The sequence below is a fragment of the Arthrobacter sp. E70 genome, from assembly GCF_058266945.1.
The window spans coordinates 192,896-214,303 of sequence record NZ_JBYQFR010000001.1 but is presented as its reverse complement, the minus strand read 5'-3'; the positions used below and the strand labels follow the sequence as shown (position 1 = coordinate 214,303).

At 67.9% G+C, this 21,408-nt stretch carries 22 protein-coding genes; 6 read left to right on the top strand and 16 right to left on the bottom strand.

Translation table 11 applies throughout. The features are described 5' to 3' along the window. Positions 1–48 precede the first annotated feature (48 nt). Positions 49–819 carry a VOC family protein gene (locus AC3IMC_RS00990; RefSeq protein ID WP_490916559.1) on the bottom strand — a complete coding sequence of 257 codons (771 nt, stop codon included), beginning with the start codon at positions 817–819 and terminating at the stop codon, positions 49–51. 122 nt (positions 820–941) lie between these two features. Here AC3IMC_RS00990 and AC3IMC_RS00985 point away from each other — a divergent pair, with 122 nt between their 5' ends. Continuing rightward, complete coding sequence (locus AC3IMC_RS00985) at positions 942–1,733, top strand: alpha/beta fold hydrolase (RefSeq protein WP_490916557.1); 792 nt, start codon at positions 942–944, stop codon at positions 1,731–1,733. 77 nt (positions 1,734–1,810) lie between these two features. Here the strand turns inward: AC3IMC_RS00985 and AC3IMC_RS00980 are convergent, their stop codons facing one another. Beyond that, on the bottom strand, positions 1,811–2,044 hold the full coding sequence (locus tag AC3IMC_RS00980) for a DUF3073 domain-containing protein (RefSeq protein WP_221383741.1): 234 nt from the start codon (positions 2,042–2,044) through the stop codon (positions 1,811–1,813). Positions 2,045–2,315: 271 nt separating this feature from the next. Between AC3IMC_RS00980 and AC3IMC_RS00975 the strand changes: the two genes are divergently transcribed. Continuing rightward, entirely contained in the window at positions 2,316–2,993 is a 678-nt protein-coding gene (locus AC3IMC_RS00975) for a septum formation family protein (protein ID WP_490916555.1), read from the top strand. A gap of 42 nt (positions 2,994–3,035) precedes the next feature. Here AC3IMC_RS00975 and clpB read toward each other — a convergent pair whose 3' ends face one another. The 6 genes from clpB to AC3IMC_RS00945 all read right to left on the bottom strand — a co-directional run bounded on the left by clpB (position 3,036) and on the right by AC3IMC_RS00945 (position 9,553). Continuing rightward, on the bottom strand, positions 3,036–5,678 hold the full coding sequence (gene clpB, locus AC3IMC_RS00970; protein WP_490916553.1) for an ATP-dependent chaperone ClpB: 2,643 nt from the start codon (positions 5,676–5,678) through the stop codon (positions 3,036–3,038). A gap of 164 nt (positions 5,679–5,842) precedes the next feature. Beyond that, entirely contained in the window at positions 5,843–6,955 is a 1,113-nt protein-coding gene (locus AC3IMC_RS00965; protein ID WP_490916551.1) for a sulfate/molybdate ABC transporter ATP-binding protein, read from the bottom strand. Continuing rightward, positions 6,952–7,794 (bottom strand): ABC transporter permease, encoded by an 843-nt coding sequence (locus tag AC3IMC_RS00960; RefSeq protein ID WP_490916549.1) that lies wholly within the window; start codon positions 7,792–7,794, stop codon positions 6,952–6,954. The genes AC3IMC_RS00965 and AC3IMC_RS00960 overlap by 4 nt, the downstream gene beginning before the upstream one ends. 54 nt (positions 7,795–7,848) lie before the next feature. Beyond that, positions 7,849–8,283, bottom strand: a complete 435-nt coding sequence (locus AC3IMC_RS00955) for an SRPBCC family protein (protein ID WP_490916547.1) — start codon at positions 8,281–8,283, stop codon at positions 7,849–7,851. 38 nt (positions 8,284–8,321) lie between these two features. Beyond that, entirely contained in the window at positions 8,322–9,137 is an 816-nt protein-coding gene (gene modA / locus AC3IMC_RS00950) for a molybdate ABC transporter substrate-binding protein (protein ID WP_490916545.1), read from the bottom strand. An 11-nt stretch (positions 9,138–9,148) separates the two neighbouring features. Next, positions 9,149–9,553: a TOBE domain-containing protein gene (locus AC3IMC_RS00945; protein ID WP_490916543.1), complete on the bottom strand. Its 405-nt coding sequence runs from the start codon at positions 9,551–9,553 to the stop codon at positions 9,149–9,151. Positions 9,554–9,662: 109 nt separating this feature from the next. Here AC3IMC_RS00945 and AC3IMC_RS00940 point away from each other — a divergent pair, with 109 nt between their 5' ends. After that, positions 9,663–10,532, top strand: coding sequence for a DUF4031 domain-containing protein (locus AC3IMC_RS00940; protein ID WP_490916542.1), 870 nt, complete (start codon positions 9,663–9,665; stop codon positions 10,530–10,532). After that, complete coding sequence (locus AC3IMC_RS00935) at positions 10,529–11,371, top strand: 2-phosphosulfolactate phosphatase (protein WP_490916540.1); 843 nt, start codon at positions 10,529–10,531, stop codon at positions 11,369–11,371. Before AC3IMC_RS00940 ends, AC3IMC_RS00935 begins: the two co-directional genes overlap by 4 nt. Here the strand turns inward: AC3IMC_RS00935 and AC3IMC_RS00930 are convergent. Both AC3IMC_RS00930 and AC3IMC_RS00925 read right to left on the bottom strand, forming a co-directional pair. Continuing rightward, positions 11,368–11,784, bottom strand: a complete 417-nt coding sequence (locus AC3IMC_RS00930) for a YccF domain-containing protein (protein ID WP_490916538.1) — start codon at positions 11,782–11,784, stop codon at positions 11,368–11,370. The two genes, AC3IMC_RS00935 and AC3IMC_RS00930, sit on opposite strands and share 4 nt — an antisense overlap. Before the next feature lie 87 nt (positions 11,785–11,871). Continuing rightward, entirely contained in the window at positions 11,872–12,483 is a 612-nt protein-coding gene (locus tag AC3IMC_RS00925) for a phosphoribosylanthranilate isomerase (RefSeq protein WP_490916536.1), read from the bottom strand. Positions 12,484–12,588: 105 nt separating this feature from the next. Here AC3IMC_RS00925 and AC3IMC_RS00920 point away from each other — a divergent pair, with 105 nt between their 5' ends. Beyond that, positions 12,589–13,158 (top strand): HutD/Ves family protein, encoded by a 570-nt coding sequence (locus tag AC3IMC_RS00920; RefSeq protein WP_490916534.1) that lies wholly within the window; start codon positions 12,589–12,591, stop codon positions 13,156–13,158. On the opposite strand, the gene AC3IMC_RS00915 is transcribed toward AC3IMC_RS00920, so the two are convergent. From AC3IMC_RS00915 to AC3IMC_RS00890, 6 genes are read right to left on the bottom strand one after another with little or no spacing between them, the layout of a single operon-like run. Next, positions 13,142–14,416 carry a Gfo/Idh/MocA family protein gene (locus AC3IMC_RS00915; RefSeq protein WP_490916532.1) on the bottom strand — a complete coding sequence of 425 codons (1,275 nt, stop codon included), beginning with the start codon at positions 14,414–14,416 and terminating at the stop codon, positions 13,142–13,144. The genes AC3IMC_RS00920 and AC3IMC_RS00915 overlap by 17 nt on opposite strands. 43 nt (positions 14,417–14,459) lie before the next feature. Further along, positions 14,460–15,812 carry a glucosylglycerate hydrolase gene (ggh, locus tag AC3IMC_RS00910; protein WP_490916530.1) on the bottom strand — a complete coding sequence of 451 codons (1,353 nt, stop codon included), beginning with the start codon at positions 15,810–15,812 and terminating at the stop codon, positions 14,460–14,462. Beyond that, positions 15,809–16,897, bottom strand: coding sequence for an ABC transporter ATP-binding protein (locus tag AC3IMC_RS00905; RefSeq protein ID WP_490916528.1), 1,089 nt, complete (start codon positions 16,895–16,897; stop codon positions 15,809–15,811). Before AC3IMC_RS00905 ends, ggh begins: the two co-directional genes overlap by 4 nt. A gap of 24 nt (positions 16,898–16,921) precedes the next feature. Further along, positions 16,922–17,806 (bottom strand): carbohydrate ABC transporter permease, encoded by an 885-nt coding sequence (locus AC3IMC_RS00900; RefSeq protein ID WP_490916526.1) that lies wholly within the window; start codon positions 17,804–17,806, stop codon positions 16,922–16,924. Further along, positions 17,803–18,717, bottom strand: coding sequence for a carbohydrate ABC transporter permease (locus tag AC3IMC_RS00895; protein ID WP_490916524.1), 915 nt, complete (start codon positions 18,715–18,717; stop codon positions 17,803–17,805). The genes AC3IMC_RS00900 and AC3IMC_RS00895 overlap by 4 nt, the downstream gene beginning before the upstream one ends. After that, the gene (locus AC3IMC_RS00890) at positions 18,717–20,045 is read right to left on the bottom strand and encodes an ABC transporter substrate-binding protein (RefSeq protein ID WP_490916522.1); all 1,329 of its coding nucleotides are present in this window, start codon (positions 20,043–20,045) and stop codon (positions 18,717–18,719) included. Before AC3IMC_RS00890 ends, AC3IMC_RS00895 begins: the two co-directional genes overlap by 1 nt. A 125-nt stretch (positions 20,046–20,170) precedes the next feature. Here AC3IMC_RS00890 and AC3IMC_RS00885 point away from each other — a divergent pair, with 125 nt between their 5' ends. Continuing rightward, positions 20,171–21,352, top strand: coding sequence for an ROK family transcriptional regulator (locus tag AC3IMC_RS00885; RefSeq protein WP_490916520.1), 1,182 nt, complete (start codon positions 20,171–20,173; stop codon positions 21,350–21,352). The last annotated feature ends 56 nt before the right edge of the window (positions 21,353–21,408 follow it).

The following is a 21,408-nucleotide window of genomic DNA, read 5'->3' as shown; positions in this document are numbered from 1 at the left end:
AGCCTTAAATAGGTCGGGTCCCCGCCGTTTGGCGGGGACCCGACCTATTTAAGCGACCTGGATGAGGCTGAGCACACCGCCTTGGGGATCCCTGATGGTGGCCAATGAGCCGTCGGCGGGCTGCTCGTCCGGCTCCACGATGACTTCGCCCCCGGCCTGGATGGCGGCGTCAGCTGCGCGGCGTACGTCGGCAACGCCGAAGTAGATCTGCCAGCCGGCCTCGTCGCCCGCTCCGGCAGGAACAACGCCGGCCACCTCGCCACCGTTGATGAGCAGCGTGCTGTAGCTGCCGCCGTCGTCCTGCGGGTATTCGGTGACCTCGTGCCCGAACAGCTGCTGGAAGAAGCCGACGGCGGCCTGCGGCTCGGGCGTCAAAAGTTCCGCCCACGCCAGCGCACCGGGCTCGTTGAAGAGCTGGCTTCCACGGTGCGTTCCGGCCTGCCAGATTCCTGTGGTCCCGCCCCCGGGCGGGCTGAGGAAGGCCAGCGTGCCCGTGTCGCCCACCTGCTCCGGCCCGAACTGGACCTCGCCGCCGGCGTGAACGGCATCCTCCAGCAGGGCCGCGGCGTCCGTGGCCGCGAAGTAGACGTTCCACTGGGCAGGGGTGCCAGCCCGCTGCAGGGGACCCTGGGGAGCGATGGTGGCAACCAGCCGGCCATCCATGAAGGCCTGCGCATAGCTGCGGCCGTCCGGGGTGGGAAAGTCCTCATACGTCCAGCCGAACAGCCGGCCATAAAAGTCTTTCGCTGCGGCAACGTCGGGAGCCTGCAGGTCAGCCCAGCACGGCTCGCCATGACGGTATCCCTCAACTTTTGCCATGGCACAACGCTACACGGCCTTGAGCAGCAACTGGTGTGGGGGCACAATGGCGACAGACGGACCCGCTGCCCCCCACCGGCAGGTGGCCCGTCACCAACGGTTGCACCTCACCGGGAGAGCACATGGCTAGCCTCAGGGACATAGACGGACATCCGACCTGGGTTGAAGACCGGGGTGGTCGGGGCGCTCCGCTGCTCCTGCTGCACGGCGGCCTCAGCAACAGTGATGCGCTTCTCGACAGCATCGGGCCAGGGCTTTCTGACCACTACAGGGTTATCGCCTTCGACCGTCGCGGCCACGGTTACACCGCAGACTCGGAGGCGGAATTTCATTATGACGACATGGCCCGCCAAGCGGTTCGCGTCCTTGAGCAAGTGTCCGGTGTCCCCGCACATCTCGTCGGATGGAGCGATGGCGGCATTGTCGCCCTCCTAATGGCCCTCGCACGGCCGGAGCTCGTGGCAAAACTGGTCGTCATCGGCACGAACTTCCATGTGGACGGCATGGCGCCGGTTGAGATGGATCCAGGGGCTCCAGCGCTGCAGGAGCTTGGGAGGGCCTATGCCGAACGTTCCCCCGACGGGCCAGGGCACTTCGAGGAAGTAGTGCGTAAGTCCCTGCGACTCATGAGCAGCGAACCCACGCTGACCCCTGCCGACATAGCGCGCATCCGGCAGCCGGTGCTTGTGGTGGCAGGCGACGACGATCTGGTGACACTGCAGCACACGATCTCGTTGTATCAGGCATTACCTCAGGGTCAGCTGGCTGTGGTCCCGGGTGCATCCCATGGACTGCCGCTGGAACAACCGGCCATGGTGAGCAGTATTATCCTTCAGTTCCTGGCAGCCGAAGGACCACCGCGGACCCTCATGCCGATCCGGCGGGCCCATGGCACGGGGAAGGAGGGCCCGTAAGCGGCACGGCGAAGAAGCCCGTAAAAAGGGTTTGACGAAGACATCGGGCCCGGCTCGATGCGGTTCCCGGTCAACGACTAACCGATGCGACGGTGGTCTACCTCGTCGTCATCGTCATCCAAATCATCCGCGTACTTGTCCACGTAAGCCGAATAGTCCGGTTCAACCGGTTCATTCGAGTAACGGCTCGTTGAACGACTGCCTGGGCCCGTCAGCTCACGCTGAAGTGCCGAGTAGTCAGTGTTCGGGGAGTAGTACTTAATATCCCGAGCCTGCTTGGTAGCTTTTGCCTTTTGACGGCCGCGCCCCATGGCGTGACCCCCTTTTGTACTTGGACCGGAGGTGGTCACCTTGGCGATCGGTGAGGCCCCGGAATGTTTGGTCAATTTGTCGTACACCTAGATTACATGCTTTCGGCGGCCCCCGCTTGCCAGCACGGGGCCCGGACGGCGTTGTGGGGTACCATGACGCACCTCCACCCGCGGGATTCCGGCTTTTTTCTTCGGTAGAGTCGCTTAAGAACTGCCGATTTTGGCCGGCTTCCCGGCGAGCCGCGGAACGAAACCCAGGAGATCCACGCCCGTGAACCACCAGGACATCCCGCCAAAGCCTGCATCCCCGCCAACGGGAGGGATACCCCGGGTCCACGGCGCGGGCCACGGACCGGTACCCGCGCCCGCGTCGGTCACCTGGTCCCAGGCGCACCCCGAACCCGGGCAGCCGCAGCCCGCACACAGGGGGCCCGCACTCTGGAAGGCGCTGTTCGCCGTCGTCATCCTGGCCGTTGTTGCCGGACTGGTGTGGCTGGCCCTGTGGCTGAACTCGGACTCCGGCCAGGACTCGGCGGCGCAGGAGGCGCCCGGCGTGCTGCAGACCACGGCCACCCCTGCCGCCACTCCCCTGCCCCTGCCGCGGGACGGCGTGGCGCCTGCGCAGTACGCCCTGGGCGATTGCTTCAAGGACTTCGATCCCGAAGCCCTGACTTCCTCCCTGGTACCGTGCGACACGGGACACTCGGCGCAGCTTGTGGCAGTGTTCCACTACTCCGCGGAGGCTGAGTATCCCGGGGCGGAAGCCTTGAAGGCGAAGGCTCTGGAGGCCTGCCAGGCGGCAAAGCTGGGCCCAGCGGCCAACCAGTACCAACTCAATTTCCAGCGCAGTTTCCCCAGCAGCACCAGCTGGGAATCAGGCGACCGCCGCGTGGACTGTTACGTCACAGCCGACGGCGGCAACGTCATTAACGCAAGCGTGCTGCCCTGACGGCTATCCCGCCGGGGCAGCACTCCTGCACTATGTGACGCGTTAGTCCTTCCGCCGCACCGACAGGCCCGAGGTGGGGGTACCCGTCAGGGCGTCGACGTTGCCCTTGGTCAGCTCGTCCAGGTCGGCGGCGGTATCAACCAGGACGGTGTCGCCGTCGCTGATCTCCCCGGCCAGGATGCCCTTGGCCAGCCGGTCACCGATCTCGCGCTGCACCAGGCGGCGCAGCGGCCGTGCACCGTAGGCGGGGTCGTAACCGGACAGGGCCAGCCACGCCTTTGCCCCGTCCGTGACCTCCAGGGTGAGGCGCCGTTCGCGCAGCCGCCGGCCCAGTTCGGCCACGTGCAGCTCCACAATGTGCCCCAGCTCCTCCATCGACAGCGCATCGAACAGCACGACCTCGTCGAGCCGGTTGAGGAACTCCGGTTTGAAGGACGCGTTGACGGTGGCCATGACGGCGGTGCGCTTGGCCTCGGCATCCAGGGTCTGGTCCACCAGGAACTGGCTGCCCAGGTTCGAGGTGAGCACCAGGATCACGTTCCGGAAGTCCACGGTGCGGCCCTGCCCGTCGGTGAGCCGGCCGTCGTCGAGCACCTGCAGGAGGATGTCGAATACCTCGGGGTGGGCCTTTTCCACCTCGTCCAGCAGCACCACGGAGTACGGGCGGCGGCGGACGGCCTCGGTCAGCTGGCCGCCTTCCTCGTACCCGACGTAACCGGGAGGCGCCCCGACCAGCCGTGCCACGGAGTGCTTTTCGCCGTATTCGGACATGTCGATGCGCACCATGGCGCGTTCGTCGTCGAACAGGAAATCCGCCAGCGCCTTGGCCAGCTCGGTCTTGCCGACGCCGGTGGGGCCCAGGAACAGGAAGGAACCGGTAGGCCTGTTGGGGTCGCTGATGCCGGCCCGGGCGCGGCGGACGGCGTCGGAGACGGCAGCCACGGCCTTGGACTGGCCGATGAGCCGCCTGCCCAGCTCCTCCTCCATGTGCAGCAGCTTCTGGCTTTCGCCCTGCAGCATGCGGCCGGCCGGGATGCCGGTCCATGCGGAAATGACCTCGGCGATATCCTCCGCCGTCACTTCCTCGGCCACCATCTGGGCCGGCTTCTCCCCCACCGCCGCCTCGGCTTCGGCGGCGGCGTTCAGCTCACGTTCGAGGGCGGGGATTTCTCCGTAGAGGATCCGCGAGGCGGTCTCGAGGTCGCCTTCACGCTGGGCCTTGTCTGCGGCGGAGCGCAGCTCGTCAAGCTTCGCTTTCAGGTCGCCCACCCGGTTGAGGCCTGCCTTTTCGGCCTCCCAGCGCGCGTTCAGCGCCGAGAGCTCCTCTTCCTTGTCAGCCTTGTCGGCACGCAGTGCAGCAAGCCGCTCCACGGAGGCGGGGTCGGATTCGCCGGACAGTGCCAGCTCCTCCATGGTGAGCCGGTCCACCTGGCGCCGCAGCTGGTCGATTTCCTCGGGGGCGGAGTCGATTTCCATGCGCAGCCGGGAGGCGGCCTCGTCCACCAGGTCGATGGCCTTGTCCGGCAGCTGGCGGCCGGAAATGTACCGGTTGGAGAGAGTTGCGGCGGCCACCAGGGCGGAGTCCGCGATGGACACCTTGTGGTGCGCCTCGTAGCGCTCCTTCAGGCCGCGAAGGATACCGATGGTGTCCTCCACGCTGGGCTCGCCGACGTAGACCTGCTGGAAGCGGCGTTCCAGGGCCGCGTCCTTTTCGATGTTTTCGCGGTATTCGTCCAGGGTGGTGGCACCGATCAGCCGGAGCTCGCCGCGGGCCAGCATGGGCTTGAGCATGTTGCCGGCATCCATGGACGAGTCCCCGGTGGCACCGGCACCGACCACGGTGTGGATCTCGTCGATGAAGGTGACGATCTGGCCTTCAGAGCCCTTGATCTCCTCGAGGACCGCTTTCAGCCGCTCCTCGAACTCACCGCGGTACTTCGCACCTGCAACCATGGACCCAAGGTCCAGGGAGATCAGCGTCTTGCCGCGCAGGCTTTCGGGGACGTCGCCCGCCACCATCCGCTGCGCGAGCCCTTCCACCACGGCGGTCTTGCCCACACCCGGTTCGCCGATGAGCACCGGATTGTTCTTGGTGCGCCGGGACAGGACCTGGACGACGCGCCGGATTTCGGAGTCACGGCCTATCACGGGGTCGAGCTTGCCGGACCGTGCCATCGCGGTGAGGTCCGTGCCGTACTTCTCAAGCGCCTGGAAGGTGTTCTCGGGGTCGGGACTGTCCACCTTGCGGTCACCACGGACACCGGGCAGCGCGGCGAGCAGCGCTTCGCGGGATGCGCCCGCGTCGCGCAGCAGGCGTGCAGCGGCCTCGTTGCCGTCCGAGAGGCCGATGAGGAGCACTTCGGTGGACACGAAGCTGTCCCCCAGCCGGTCCGCCTCTTCCTTCGCGTGCTGGATGGCCTGGAGGGCCGGGCGGGACAGCTGTGCCTGCTGGCTTGAGCCGCCGGACGTGGCAGGAAGGGCCTTAATGGCACTGCTGGCCTGGACGCTGACCGCGTCGGGATCGGCCCCGGTGGCGCGGAGCAGTGCGACGGCGACGCCCTCCCGCTGGTCCATCAAGGCCTTGAGGAGGTGGGCCGGTTCCACCTGCGGGTTGCCGGCCGTCGAAGCGTTCATCGCCGCGGCGGAAAGAGCCTCCTGGCTCTTGGTGGTGAATTTGACGTCCAAAGAGAGCTCCTTTCGGGGGCTTGTTGACTAAGTTGAGTGTACTACGCTCAACTTTGCCGGACGAGGTTCACTAGCCATGTTTGCCTACGGCGAAACAACTGTCCAGAGCCGGAAGTCCCGCCGGGATCCCCGCACCTGCATGGATGCCGCGCCGCCAGCTTCGCCTACGACCCGTACACGGACACGGCGGCCGCCTTGACCACGAAGTGCACGGTCATGCCCGGGACCAGCGCGAGGTCCGCGGACGCGGCAGGCGTGATGTCGGCCGCGAGGCCCCCGCCCCGGACGCGGACCTGGTCGCCGTGCGGCTCCAGGTCGGTAATGGTTACCGGGAAGGAATTGCGCGGGCTGCCGTGCGCGTCGTCAAGGAAGACGGAAACGGCCGACGGCGGGAAGACGGCGACGCCGGGGCTGCCCGGCGTTGGGGCCGTTTCCCCGGCGCCGGGTTCCAAGGGGGCAGATTCCACTGGGCGGTCCGGGTCTTCGGCGTGCCCGGCAATCTCCAGGCCCCCGGCGGTCCGCACCCCGGCAGCATCCAGGACGCCGGGCACGAAGTTCAGTCCGGCCAGACCGGCGGCGAAACGGCTGCGGGGGCGCTCCAGCACCTCCCGGGTGGGGCCCTCCTCGGCGATTTTCCCGTCTTCCAGGATGACCACCCTGTCGGCGAGCATCAGCGCGTCCAGGACGTCATGGGTGACGATGATGGCCTGCCTCCCCTCGAGGACCCGCTTGAAGAGGCGGCGCAGCAGCGGGGCCGAGTGGATGTCCAATGCAGCGAGGGGTTCATCGAGCAGGAGGAGTGCAGGGTCTGCGGCGAGCGCCCGGGCCACAGCCACGCGCTGGGCCTGGCCGCCGGAGAGTTCGGCAGGGCGCCGTGCGGCAAGGTTTTCGACGCCCACCTCGGCCAGCCAGCGCAGTGCCATCTCTTGGGCCGCACGCTTGCCGGCGCCGGCGCTGCGCGGCCCAAACGCCACGTTGTCCGCGGCGCTCAAGTGCGGAAACAGCAACGGCTCCTGGGCCAGCAGGGCCGTGCCGCGTAAGTGCGGGGGCGTCCAGGCCTGCTTTTCGCCGCCTGCCTGTCCGCCAAGATGGAACAGGGTCCTGCCGTTGAGTTCGGCCCGGCCGCTGTCCGGCCGCAGCAGGCCGGCGATGCTGGACAACAGGGTGGACTTGCCGGCGCCGTTGGGCCCCATGACCGCCACGGTTTCCCCCGGCCGCACCTCCAGCGCCACGTCGAAACCCCGTTCGGCCACGACTGCCTGGTAGGACAAGGTCACGCGACGTTCCTTCCTGCCGGTGCCGCCGTCGTCGTCCGTCCCAAGCCGGTGCGGGCAACGGCCGGGCGGCGGTAAGCGAGGGCAACCACCGCGACGGCGACGGCCACCAGCACCAGGGACAGCGCGACGGCGGCGTCCGGGTCTGTTTCACGCTGCAGGTAGATCTCCAGCGGCAAGGTCCTGGTCACCCCCTGGAGGCTGCCGGCGAAGGTCAGCGTAGCGCCGAACTCGCCGAGGCTGCGGGCGAAGGCAAGCACCGCGCCGGAAGCCAGGCCCGGCAGGACAAGCGGAAGCGTGACGCGCCGGAACACGGTGCCCGGCGGCGCGCCCAAGGTGGCTGCCACCGCCTCATAGCGGGATCCCGCCGTCCGCAGCGCCCCTTCCAGGCTGACCACCAGGAACGGCAGCGCAACAAAGGTCTGCGCCAGCACAACCGCGGCGGTGGAGAAGGCGATCTGCAGGCCGAGCACCTCCAGGGTCCGGCCCAGCAGCCCCTGCCGTCCGAACGTGTAGAGCAGTGCGATGCCGCCCACCACCGGCGGAAGCACCAGCGGCAGGAGCACCAGCGAGCGCAGCAGGCCCTGCAGCCGGAAGGTGTCCCGGGCGAGGACCACGGCCAGCGGCACGCCGAGCACGATGCACAGGACGGTGCTGGCCGCGGAGGTCCGCAGGCTCAGCGAAAGGGCCGTCAACGACGACTCGGACGTCACGAGCGGGACGAAGTGCGTCCAGTCCACGTGCAGGACCATGGCCAGCAGTGGGAGGACCACCACGACGGCGGCAACGACCGCCAAAGCCCGGACCCAGCCCGGGACCCCTGTGTATGCCTGCCGACCCACCTCGTGCCGTCCTGTCCTGCGCCCTTTGCCTGGCGCGTTGCGATTCCCTGGAATTCAGTGGCCCTCGAGTACCTGTTTGAGCCTGGCCAGCTGGGCCACCTCCGACTCCATGGTCCTGGTGACCAGGGAATCCAGGACGCGCATCAGGACCGGCAGTTTGGCATCAAGGCTGAAGTTCACGGTGGTGCCGCCGCCGGCCTCCGTGAGCGTGTAGGTGCCAAGGGGCCGGGCGGGGCCTACGACCACTTCAAAGGCCAGCAAGCGTCCTGGCTGGGCTTCGGTAATCCGGTAGTCGCCCTGGAGGGGACGACCTTTCGGTCCGGTCAGGGTCTGGCTGTACACGGCTCCGCGTTCCCCGGCGTTGCCTTCCCTGAGCGAGATGGACTGCACGCCCTGGCGCCACACCGTGTTGTTTAGGCCGTCTGCGAGGAAGTCGTACACCTCGCGGGCAGGCCGATTAATGGTGATGGTGTTCTCTGCGTGTGCCATGCACTTTCCTTCCCGTCCTGAAGCGGCTGTGACTTAAGCTACTGGCTGCCCGGGCCGAATCCGGCCGCCGCCAGGACTTTCTGGCCTTCCGCGCCGGTGACCAGGTCCAGGAAGGCCTGCGCCGTTGCCTTGTTCCGGCCCGTGGTGGTCGCCACGATGGGGTAAGTGTTGACGGCGCCCTGCGACTCCGGGAAGTTGATACCGGCGACCTTGGTTCCTGCCGCAGTGATGTCCGTGGTGTAGACCAGGCCGGCGTCTGCCTCGGCGGAGGCGACCTTGCCCAGCACATCCGCGACGGAATTCTCCTCGCTCACCGGCCTGAGTTCCAGGCCGGCCGCTTCGGCCACGCGGGCCGCCGCGGCCCCGCAGGGAACCTGCCTGGCGCAGGTGACCAGCTTGACGCCCGGGCGCACCAGGTCCTTCAGCGATGCGATACCGGCCGGGTTGCCGGGTGGTACTGCGATGGCGAGGGTATTGGTGGCGAAGTTCCGCGGCGCGCCGTCGGCAAGGCCGGTGTCCCGCAGCTTCTGCATATTGGCTGCATCGGCCGACGCGAAGACGTCCGCGGGGGCACCCTGGTTAATCTGGCCCACGAGATCGGAGGACCCGGCAAAGCTCAAGGTGACGGAGGTTCCCGGGTTGGCCGTTTCGAACGTGTGCGCGAGTTCGGTAAAGGTGCCCTTGAGGGAAGCGGCCGCAAAGACGGTGATGGTGCCGGCCGGCCGTGCGCCCGCGCTTTCATCCGCCGTGGTGCTGGCCGCCGGGGCGCACCCGGTGAGCACGGCGGGCAGGAGGACGCCGGCCGCAAGGGCAGCATGGAGGCCCCGCCTGGCGGCTGTGAGCGGGCGCATCATGCCCGGCCGCATTATGCCCGGCCCCTGGGGGATTCGATAATGACCGTTGTCGCCTTGACCACGGCGGTGGCCACTGAGCCCGGTTCCAGCCCAAGCTCGCGCACCGCCTCGCTGCTCATCAGCGAGACAACGCGGAAGGGACCGCACTGCAGCTCCACCTGCGCCATGACTTTGTCGGCGACGACGTTGGTGACAAGGCCCACGAACCGGTTGCGTGCCGAGCTGCCGCCACGTTGCGGATCCTCCGGCAATTGGGAGAGCTTCCGGGCATGGGTGGCCAGCTCAAGGCCGTCCACGGCCAGCCTTCCGGACTCGTCGCGCCGGGGGGCCAGGACTCCCTGGTCCGTCCAGCGGCGCACGGTGTCGTCGCTGACGCCCAGGAAACGGGCTGCTTCGGAAACGCGGATGAGGGCCACTATGTGATCCTAACCCGCAGATGCGGAAAGGAACAGGCGTTGTGAGTCGTAAACGAGGAACTGCAGTTCCATCCGGGGATTGGGCCGTGTACGGCATAGACTTCCTTCCGTGGCCATCTACATCGATCCCCCGCTGTGGCCCGCCCACGGAACGCACTTTTCCCACATGGTCTCGGACAGCTCCCTCGAGGAGCTGCACGCCTTCGCCGCGGCCGCGGGAATTCCTGAGCGGGCATTCGACGGCGACCATTACGACGTACCGGAACGGCGCCTTGGCGAACTGGTGGCTTCCGGGGCAATCGCCGTGGAAGGCAGGGTCCTGGTCCGCAAACTGATCTCAAGCGGACTGCGGATCCCGGCCCGGCGGCGGAACAAGTCACTGAAGGTTCCCCTGCTGAACCGCTGGGAGGCCCTTCTGCCCGGCCACGATGCCCTGTTCCTGGACCTGCTGGACCGGTGGAGCGAACCGCACCGCCACTACCACGGCTGCACGCACCTGCTCTCGGTGCTGGAGGCACTGGACCTGCTCACCGAACCCGCCGAGCCGCCGCGCGCCGTGCTGCTGGCGGCATGGTTCCACGACGCCGTGTACCGGGGGGCCGCCGGCCAGGACGAGGAGGAGTCTGCCCGCCTGGCGGAAGAACGCCTGGAACAGGCCGGTTTGCCCGAGGCGGAGGTGGCCGAAGTGGCCCGGCTGGTCCGCCTCACCTCCGACCACCGGCCGGAAGCGGGTGACGACGACGGCGCCCTCCTCTGCGACGCGGACCTTTCCGTCCTTGGCGGGGAACCGGAGGAGTACGCCCGCTACGTTGCGGCCGTCCGGAAGGACTACGCGCACATCGGCGACGCCGACTTCGCTGCCGGCCGCGCCGCCGTCGTCCGCCACCTGCTGGAACTGGACCCGCTCTTCCATCATCCGCGTGCCAAGGATCTCTGGCATGACGCGGCCCGCCGCAACCTGGAAAGCGAACTGTCGTGAACGCACCCCGGTCCAACCCGCGCCACACGTATTCCGCGAACGCCGCGCACCGGCAACTGCCCTTCGAGGTCCGGCTGGACTGGGGGCTGGAGGGTGCCCGGACCGTGGCACCGGGTGCGGACATCGCGGTGGTGGTGGATGTCCTGTCCTTCGGCACCTGTGTCAGCGTGGCCCTCGACCGGGGAGCCGAGGTCTTCCCCTACCCGTGGAGGGATACCACCGCAGAGGATTTCGCCGCGCACCATCAGGCGCAACTTGCCGGGCCGCGGGACGGCGGCGGGCTGAGCCTCTCGCCGGCGAGCATCCGGAGCGCCGCACCGCTGGAACGGCTGGTCCTGCCCTCCCCGAACGGGGCGGAGCTGTGCCACGCGCTGGCAGACGACGTGCCGCTGGTGGCCGTGGCCTGCCTGCGCAATGCTGCCGCAACGGCGGACTGGGTGGCGGCGAACCTCCCCGGCGACGCCGTGGTGGCGGTGGTTGCCGCCGGGGAGCGGTGGCCGGACGGCACCCTGCGCCCTGCCGTCGAAGACCAGATCGGGGCGGGTGCGTTCATCGCCGGGCTGGTGGCCGCGGGCAAGGGCGGCTATGAGGCTGAGGACGGCAGGCACGGGTACGCCCCTGAAGCGGTGGCGGCCCTGGCTGTTTTTGAGGCCTCAGAGCCGAGGTTGCGTGAACTGCTGCACCACTGTTCCAGCGGCAGGGAACTGTCGGGCGGGGGTTACACCGCGGACGTGGACATCGCCGCCGAACTTGATGACAGCGATTCCGTGGCCATCCTGCGCAGCGGCGCCTTCCGTCCAGAGGCTTTCGCTTCCGGGACGGAGCCGGGCGGGTCCTAGCGGTAGGTCCTGGCCGGGTAGTTGCTGGCAAACGGGGTGCTGGTGGGCACGATCTGCTTGCCCAGCGGCATCAGGGACACCGGAATCAGCTTCAGGTTGGCGATGGCGAGCGGGATCCCGATGATGGTCACGGCCATGGCGAAGGCCGTCAGCACATGCCCCACGGCGATCCAGATACCGGCCACCAGCAGCCAGATGACGTTGCCCAGCAGCGAGAAAACGCCGCTGCCGCCGGGCTTGTCCACCACCATCCGGCCGAAGGGCCACAGCGTGTAGGCAGCGATCCGGAACGAGGCGATGCCCCACGGAATGGTCACGATCAGCAGGCAGCAGACCACGCCCGCGAGGAAATAGCCCAGGGCCAGCCAGAAGCCGCCGAAAACCAGCCAGATGATGTTCAGGAGTGTCTTCATGCAGCCATTCTGCCCCCAGACACTGACAAAACACGCCCCCTGGCCAAAAGATGGGGGACTCCCCTGATCCAGCCCTGAAAAGGGCGCCTATACGGTTGCTGCCGCCTTCGCTGCTTCCACGAACGCCCGGACCTTTGCCAGGTCCTTGACCCCGCGGGAAGCCTCCACGCCGGAGGAGACATCCACTCCCCAGGCGTGGGCCGCTGCCGACGCCTGGTGTACGTTCCCCGGCTCCAAGCCGCCCGCGAGCAGCCACTTCCGGCCCTGGAGGACCGGCAGGGAGGCCACGGAAGCGTAGTCCCAGGATTCCCCGGACCCCGGCACCGCCGCGTCAATCAGGAGCAGGTCCTCGCCCCAGTCCTCGAACTCTTCCGCAGCGGCACCCATGGTGACTGCCCTGACCAGCTTCATCCCGGCGTCGTGCACTGTTGCCACGTCCGTCCGGGACCGTTGCCCGTGCAGCTGGATCCACTCCAGGCCAGCGGCGCGGGCGATGGCGACGGCGTCGGCCACCGGCTCGTCGCGGAACACGCCAATCGGCGAAACACCTTCAGGCACCCCGGCCAGCAGGGCGGCGGCCTGCGACGGCGAAACCACGCGCGGGCTGGCGGTGAGGACGAACCCCACGGCATCCGCTCCGGCGTCCACCGCTTCGCGGACTGATTCGGGCGTGCTGAGACCACACACTTTGACGAACATTCCCGGCTCCTTCAGGCTGTTTTCGTGTTGACCCCCCGCAGGAGAGTAGCAGGGAGCGGGCTGAACCTGCGACGCCGGACACAGCCGGGGAACTAGGCTGGCCAGATGCAGATCATCCGTTTCGCACAGCTCAAGGCCGAACCGTGGCGCAACGGCGGGGGCGTGACCAGGGAGATCGCCCGGCAGGGTTCGGCGGACGGCGGCTGGGACTGGCGGGTGAGCATCGCGGATGTGACGAAGGCGGGCGACTTCTCGACTTTTCCCGGCATGGAGCGCGTCCTGACCGTCATCGAGGGCGAGCTGCTGCTGCTTACGGTGGACGGTTCCGAGCAACCGCTGGAGAAATACCGTCCGTTGAGGTTCGACGGCGGGGCGTCCACCTCGGCGAAGCTGCCCACCGGAGACATCCGCGACCTTAACGTCATCACCAGGGCGGGAGCCTTCAGGGGCTACGCATCCATCATCGAACTGTCCAGGAAACGGGCCCACCCGGTTTTTGCGGGGCAGCTGGCGGTGCTGCTGCAGGGCCAGGCGCAGGTCCGCGAAGGGGACGCGGACCCCGTGGAGCTGGAGCGGTACGACTCCGTGGCGGGTTCGGATGAGCGCTCCCCCGAAATAGTGGGCCGGGGCTTCCTGGCCGTGGTGTCCATCGACGCGGTCACCCCGGAGGACTGAAAGGCCGCACCGCCACCACGGCGCCGCTTCGGCGTGCTTCCTCGGCTGCGAACACAACGGCGTGGCTGACGAGGGATTCCTCCAGACCGGAGACGACACCGGACCACTCCCCGGTTCCCAGGGCAGCCACCCAGGCCTCCACGAGGCCCCGGTCCCCGCCTTCGTGCCTCTCGCCCTTGACGCTGGGCTCAGTTGCCGGCACCTTGTGCACGGCAGTTGTCCCGGTCAGGAAGTCGTGGACGGAGATGGTCCCCGCCTCGATGGAGATCTCGCCGTGGCTGCCGAAGATCCTGGTGCGGCGCGGCCCGGCGGCGGTGAACGCGGTGGCAGTCAAGGCGGCCGTCGTCCCGTCCTCGTATTCGATGTTCACCACCTGGTGGTCCACCACGTCGTTGTCCGAGGAGTAGACACAGCGGCCGTAAGGACCCGTGGCCAGCGCCTGCCATAGCGAGTCCCGGTTCCCCCCGGGGTCCACCACCTCGGCAAAATATGCGCGTGCCGGATCGGCTTCGGCGTTGCCTTCGGGACGGCCCGGGCCGTAGATCCTGAGGGCCGAGTAGGGGCAGCTGGGTTCGGCCGCACAGTCGGTACAGCGCGCGGACGCGCCCGCCGGCGCCTCGCCGGGCCGGAAGTGGGTCAGCCGGCCGAACGAGGACACCCGGGCCGGCCTGCTGCCGATGATGAACGACAGCCAGTCGACGTCGTGCGTGCATTTTGCCAGCAGGAAGGGGCTGGAGTGGTCCTCCCGGCGCCAGTTCCCCCGGACATAGGAATGCGCGAAGTGCCAGAACCCCACCGGTTCCAGGTGCTGGACAGAGATGATCCGGCCCACCGCGCCCCCGGAAAGAAGCTGCCGCAGCAGCCCAGTCAGCCGCGTGTACCGCAGGACGTGGCAGACCACGGCGCTGGTCCCGGACGCGCGGGCCAGCCGTTCCAGCTCCTCGCAGCCCGCGGGGTCCACGGCGACGGGTTTCTCAAGGAGGATCGGGTAACCGTGGGCGGCGGCGGCCGCGAACGGCCCCGTGTGCTCGCGGTCCGGCGTGGCGATGATGATGCCGTCAGCGGGAACGCCGGCGGCCAGCATCGCCTGCCAGTGCTCGAAGGTCCCGTCCACCGGAACCCCGAGCTCGGCGGCGAGGCCCTCCCGCAGCGGGCGGCGCGGCTCGGCAAGCCCCACCACCACGGCTCGGCCGGTTGCGGCGGCGAGACGTGCGTATGCAGAACCCCGCGCTCCCGCGCCGGCGATAAGGAGCCGCACGGGAGGTCCGGAGGCAGTGGGCGGCGGCAACCCACCCACCGGCCTAGCCGTTCCCGGAATCAGCGAGCCATTCCAGTGCGACGGCCGCGGTCCAGGACTGGTCCATGCTGCCAAGCGGCTCACCGGTGAAGGGCTCGTAGTATTCGGCGTAGTGGCCTTCCATCAGCTGCGCCAGGGAGGCCTCCCGCAGCCGGTGGTACCGCTCCTCGTCGCCGCGCCGCCGCAGGCAGCTGGCAAGGTACCAGTTCATGACGGGCCACACGGGTCCGCGCCAGTACTGCCGGGGCTTCAGCCCTTCATAGGTGGTGGACGTGGAGGCCGGCAGCGGGAAGGCAAGGCGCGGGTCCCCGGTCCAGTCAGGGCCCTCGAAAAGCTCCAGCTGCCGCTCCAGCAGGGGGCCGCTGGCAGTGGAGATGAGCGGTGCAAACCCTGCCATGGTGGGCAGCCCGATCCATTCCCCCGTCAGCACGTCCCGGTCACGCGCCAGCCCGGTGCGGGGGTCCACGGTGGAGTCCACTCCTTCGCGGAACTCCTTGGCCCACTGCCGCAACCGGGATGCCTCCCCGGGGTGTCCGAATTGCTCCGCCAGCACCGCAAGGTCCTCGTTGGCGGCGGCGAAGATGGCGGACATGAAGACGTCCTTGACCTGGAATGCCATGACTTCGGGAAGCCGGGCATCGTCGAACCGCACCTCGGCCATTTGCTGGACCAGCCAGAGATACCGGCTGTATTCCTCGTCGCTGGGCCGCTGGCTGGTGTCGGTGACCTTGAGGGTATCCGTTCGGACGAAGGGCTCCATCTCCCCCGGTTTCACCCGGGAGTAGGGGCCGTCGAAGCGCGGTGAGTTGTCCATCCCGGATTCCCAGCCGTGGTAGATGGTCAGCAGGCCCGAGCCGTCGCCGCCGCGGCTGCTCCGCAGCCAGGCGTGCCACCGGATCCAGTGGGGAAGGGTCCGCCGCACGAAGCCTTCCGCAAGCCGGGCGTCTTCGCCGCCCGCCGCCGTCGCGCGTTCCACGATGCGCCGCAGCATGGTGGCGTGCACGGGCGGCTGGCAGATGCCGCTTGACTGCACCCCTTCCGGCGAGGCGCCCCGCGTTCCCCAGCGTTCGACGTCGGGAAAGTAGCCGGGGACGTCGGAGAACACGATATGCGGGATCATCCCGCTCTCCCATTGCGCGGCAAGGAGGTAATCGAGTTCCTGCAGCGCCCGGGCCACACTCACGGTGGACAGGCCAGCGGCCACGAAGGCGGCGTCCCAGCTCCACATGTGGGGGTAGAGGTTGGGCGCTGCGGTAACCATCGTGCCGAGGTCATTGGCGGCGAGCACGTCCCTGGCCCTGCGGCCCAGGTCCTCAAGGTCCGGAACCGGGTAGGGCTCTCCACCGGCCGGGGTCATGCGGTCAGCCCCAGCTGCGTCTCCGTGTCGAAGAAGCGGACCGCGGCAGGATCGAACCGCAGCCCCACCTTGTCCCCGGAGGAAACCCGCACCGTCGACGGGACCTGCACCTTGACGGTCTGCCCGCCCAGGTCCACTGTCAGCAATGTTGCGTGCCCGAGCGGTTCCACTACCTCCACCACGGCGTCCAGGGAACCATCGGAGCCCCGTTCGGCAATCGCAATGTTCTCCGCCCGGATGCCCACCATCACCGGGCTCCCGCCGGTTCGGGCCGCCGCCCGCGCCAGGAATTCCGGGGCTTCCGTGTTCTGGCCGGCCACTTCCAGGGCGCCCTGCTGCGTGATCCGGCCGTCCAGGAAGTTCATGGGCGGTGACCCGATGAACCCGCCCACGAACCGGTCTGCCGGCTCTTCGTAGACCGTAAGCGGGCTGCCCAGCTGGGCGATCTGCCCCTTCTTCATCACGGCGACCCGGTCCGAGAGGCTCATGGCCTCCACCTGGTCGTGGGTGACGTACAGCGTGGTGGAACCCAGCTGCTGGACGATCTTCTTCAGCTCGGCCCTGAAGTCCAGGCGCAGGAGGGCATCCAGGTTGGACAGGGGCTCGTCCATGAGCAGCACGTCGGCGTCCATGACGATGGCCCTGGCCACGGCGACGCGCTGCCGCTGCCCGCCCGAAAGCTGCGCCGGGTAGCGGTCCAGGTAGGGGCTCAGCTGCAGGAGGTCCGCTGCCCACCTCACCTTCCGCTCTATCTCCTCCCGCGGAACCTTCTTCATCATCAGCCCGAAGGCGATGTTGGTCCGGACCATGCGGTGCGGAAACACGGCATACGACTGGAACACCATGGAAAGGTTCCGGTCCTGCGGGGGAAGGTAGGTCACGTCCCTGCCCCCGATGGAGATGCTGCCCTCGTCCGGGAAATCAAGCCCGGCCACCATGCGAAGGAGTGTGGTCTTCCCGCAGCCCGAAGGCCCCAGCAGCACCATGAACTCGCCCTCCGCCACGTCGAGGGAGACATTGTTCGTGGCCAGCTCAGTACTGCCCGGATAGGTCTTGTGCAGGCCCTTGATGGAGATGTCAGCCATGGGACAGCCTCTCTTGGAAAGCGGTCAGCGGATGGTGGAGCCCCACATGTTGGTGAGGTAGCGGCGCATGAAGAAGATGAAGATGAGCGCCGGAAGCACCAGCAGGAAACCGCCGGCGAAGCGGTAGGCCAGCGGCGATTCGGCCAGCGAACTGAGGACCTGGGCCGGCAAGGTGCGCTGGTTCAGGGTCAGGATGGAGGCGCCCAGGACCTCGTTCCAGGACATCACGAACGTGAAGATGGACGCTGCGGCAATGCCCGGGACGGCCATCGGCATCACCACCTTGAGGAATGCCTGCAGGGGGCTGCAGCCGAAGATACGTGCCGCTTCCTCGACGTCCCGCGGCACTCCCAGGAACACCGAGGCGGTGATCAGGATGGTGGTGGGCAGGGCCAGGGCCGTGTGGAGCAGGACGACGGCGAGGACGCTGTCGTACAGCCCCGTCTGCAGGAACAGCTGCGCCAGCGGGACTGACAGCACCACGATGGGCAGGGCCCGGGTGAAGAGCAGGAAAAGCTGGTAGGGGTCCCTGCCGCGGAAGGCGAAGCGCGCCACCGCGTATCCGGCCGGGACGCCGACGATCAGCGACAGCACCAGGGTGAACACACCCACCTGGACCGAGTTGATCAGGCCGCCCAGGATGCCGGTGGACTGCAGGAACGTCTGCATCGTCTCGGTGGAAAAGTTGTCCGGAATGAAGCTGAGCGGGAACTTCTGCAGTGACTGCCGGCTGGACATGGCGGCCAGCGCGATGAGGTAGATCGGCAGCGCCATGAACAGGGTGATCAGGATGCAGGCCACCTGCAGCAGGATCCTGTTGCGGCGCCGGCGTGCCAGGGGCCGGCGGTCCACCTCCGGCCCGGGGCGTGCGGCCGGCTCCGTGGCCCGGGACGTCGTTGCGTGGCTCATCGCGGCGCCTCCGACTGGTCACGGAGAAGTTTCAGGTAGCCCACCGCGGTCACCATCGACACGGCCATGACCACCAGCGCCAGCGCCGACGCCACGTTGGGATCCTGCAGTCCCGTGTACCAGCGGTACGTTTCGCCAACCACCAGCGGGAAGTTCTGGCCGGTGAGGGCCAGCGCGACGGCGAAGGTCTGGAAAGCAAGGATGGTGCGCAGGATCAGGGCTGTCTGGAGGCTGGGGCGCAGCAGAGGCAGGGTCACGTGCCAAAGCCGGCTCCAGAAGTTGGCACCGAACACGCCTGCCGCCTCCTCATAATCCTTGGGGATGGACTGCAGCCCCGCCACCACGATCACGAACACCAGCGAGGTGGCACGCCAGACCTCCGCGATCAGCACCGCGCCGAACATCGACGGGTAGTTGTCGTAGGCGAGCCAGGAAACCGGGTCCAGCCCGAACGAGGCCAGAAGGGAGTTGAGGTAGCCCCGGTCGGTGAACACCGTCAGCCACACCAGGCCGGCGGCAAGGTCGCTGACGGCCAGGGGGATGGCCCAGATGTAGAAGTAGGCCGAGGATCCCCGCGGCTTGGCCCGGATGAGCAGGGCCATGGCGAGCGCCAGGACGAACTGGATGGGGATCATCACCACGATCAGCAGCAGCGTGTTTCCCACGGAGGACCAGAAGTAGGGGTCCTGCGCCATCCGGGAGAAGTTCGCCGTGGTCAGTCCCTCCGGACCGCCGAAGGCCTGGAGGATGCCGCTGACCATGGGCCAGCCGAAGAGGAGCGTCATGAACACGATGGACGGGGCAATCAGCAGCAGCGCCGCGGAGTTTCCACTTCTCCGGGGCGGCCGGCCTTTGGGACGGGCAGGGGGGAGCTGAGGCCTGGCGGCCGCGGGGGCGTCAGGGGCGGCCATCACGCGACCTTACATTGCGCCGCTTTGGGGTCTGGCGGCCAGCAGGGGACGTTGAGGGAGTCCATGATCTTCGCCAGTTCCGCACCTTGGCGATCCAGGGTTGCCTTGACGTCGGCGTTGTTCAGGCAGATCTCCTGGAAGCAGTTCTTGAACAGCTGGGATACCTGGGGGTCCTTGTCTCCGAGGCCCACCGGCGGCAGGGCCAGCAGTGCATCGGAGGCCTCTTCCTGCGCCTTGACGGCCTTTGCCTCCAGGGCGATGCCGCCGGGGAGGTCGCTGCCGATGTCTGCCTTCACCACCGGGAAGAACGCATTGGACTTCAGGGTTTCGATCTGTGCCTCGGGCTTGGACAGGGCCTTGATCAGCTGGAACGCCTTGTCCTTTTCCGGGGAGCCCTGCGGGACGGCCATGCCGCCGACAATCAGCAGGTAGCCCTTGCCCTTGGGCCCGGACGGCGCCGGAACCATCTGCCAGTCATCCGGTTTGTCCTTGACCGCTGTGATCAGGCGTGCCACGTGGTCCCACGCCACCATGACCTCGCCGTTGGCCAGGGGTTCCTGCATGAAGTCGTAGTTGGTGGAGGCCGGGTTGGTGTTGGCCCACAGCTCACGCATGTAGGTCCACGCAGTGACCGCATCCGCGTTGCGGAACGTGGTGACCTGCCCGCCGGTGAAGCTGGGCAGGAGGAATCCCTGGTAGAAGCGGTGGTGGAGGCCCTTGGGCCCCGCGGGGATACCGAACACAGGCCGGCCGTTGGCGGCTTTGGCAGCTTTGGCCCACTCCAGGTACTGGTCGTAGGTGAGCTTGTTGACGTCCGCTCCGGAGGGCAGCCAGGCGAGGGCCTTCTTGTTGATGGCCAGCACGTAGGTTGCCTGGATCCAGGGGATGTACCGGGGGACATCGGTGCCGAGCTTGGCCAGTTCCTTGACGTCGTCCGAATAGCCTGCGGAGGAGAGGTCATTCATCAGCGAACTGAGGTCCTCCAGTTGCGAGGCGAAGGGGACCAGGTCGCCGTGGAGGCCGCCGGCGATGCCCACTTCGACTTTCCCGGCGGAAAGCTGGGACTTGAGGGTGGTGTTGAAAACGCCCGTATCAACAGGGTTGTACGCGACGCTGATGTCGCCGGCGAACTTCTTCAGCGTTGCCTCGTACTTTTGCCGCTCCTCCACCGGAGAGAACTGGGTGGAGAGGAAGCTGACCGAGCCGGCTCCCCCGCTCCCGCTGGTGTTCACGCCGCAGGCTGCAAGCAGGGGTCCCGCCGCAAGGGCAGTGAGGCCTCCCTTCAGCACGGCCCGCCGGGTGACGCCGTCAAACGCAAGATCGGACATGGTGCCTCCTGCTGGCAAGGGCTGTAATGTTTTTGTCTGATGATCGATCATAATTGTGTGATCTGGAACACGTCAATGATCCGGCTCCGCAGCGGACCGCCTGAAGCCGGAAGGGAGCCGCCGGCATGACCGAGCAGAGAACACTGGTGGGCGGCTCAGGCCAGCCCCCTGCAGGTCTCGCGACCAGGGCCGGCGACCTGCTCCAGTTGCTGCGGTCCAACGCGGCAGGCTACAGCCGCGCGGACCTCCTCGAGTTCACCGGCATGGCGCGGTCCACCCTCTATGAGCGGCTGGACGCGCTTTTCGCCGCAGGCCTCGTCTACGAATCCACCCCGCTGCGCTCCCAGCGGGGCAGGCCGCCCCGGGCCCTGCGCTTCGACGACCGCAACAAGCTGGTGGTGTGCATCGAAATAGGGCACACCCATGCCGGCATCCATCTGCTGTCGCTCGGCCGGGAGATCGTTGCCGCCGCCCGGGTGCCCGTGGACATCAGGGAATCCCAGGAGGCCGTGGCCGGCCAGGCCATCGAGGTGGCCCTTCGCCTGCTCGACGGCCGGCAGGCGGTAGGAGCCGGGGTGGGCCTGCCCGCGCCCGTGGACCCCCTGCACCGCCTGGGACTTGAGCGCACCGTCCTGGCCCACTGGGACCTGCAGCGATTGCAGGAAGCCATGGAAGGGATGCTCGACTGCCCTGTCCTCCTGGAAAACGATGCGCGCTCCATGGCCGTCGGGGAGGTCCGGGACCCCCTCGAATCCCTTGTTGCCGTGAAGGTCAGCACCGGCATCGGTTCCGGGATCATCGTCGGGGGTGCCCTGGTCCGGGGCGCCCACGGCGCCGCAGGGGATATCGGCCATGTCCGCATTCCGGAAGCGTCCGGGCACCGCTGCCGCTGCGGCAGGGACGGCTGCCTCGCCGCAGTGGCATCAGGACGGGCACTGCTGGCAGCCCCGCAGCTGGCGAAATACCGAACGCTGCGGCAGCTCGTTGACGCCTGCGGCGATGATCCCGCCGTGGGAGCTGCCGTGGCCGAAGCTGGACGGGTGCTGGGCCGTGCGCTCGCGGCCACGGTGGGCACCCTGAACCCTGGACGGCTGGCCATTGGCGGCCTCGTGGGAGTACTGCCGGACTTCCTGGCCGCGTGCCGGCGGCAAATCCTGGACGACGCTTTCGAACCCTCCCTGGTGGACCTTGAGATCGTCCCGGCAGACAGCCGGACCTCCACTGCTGTTGGGCTCTGCCGGCTTGTGGAGGAAAGCCTGTACGCACCCGAGCGGATTGAACAGTTGTTGTCCCAGCGGAGCGGCTGAATGGCGGCAACTCCCCGGTGGAGCCCCTGGTGAGCTTCGGCACCACCGGTGGCCGC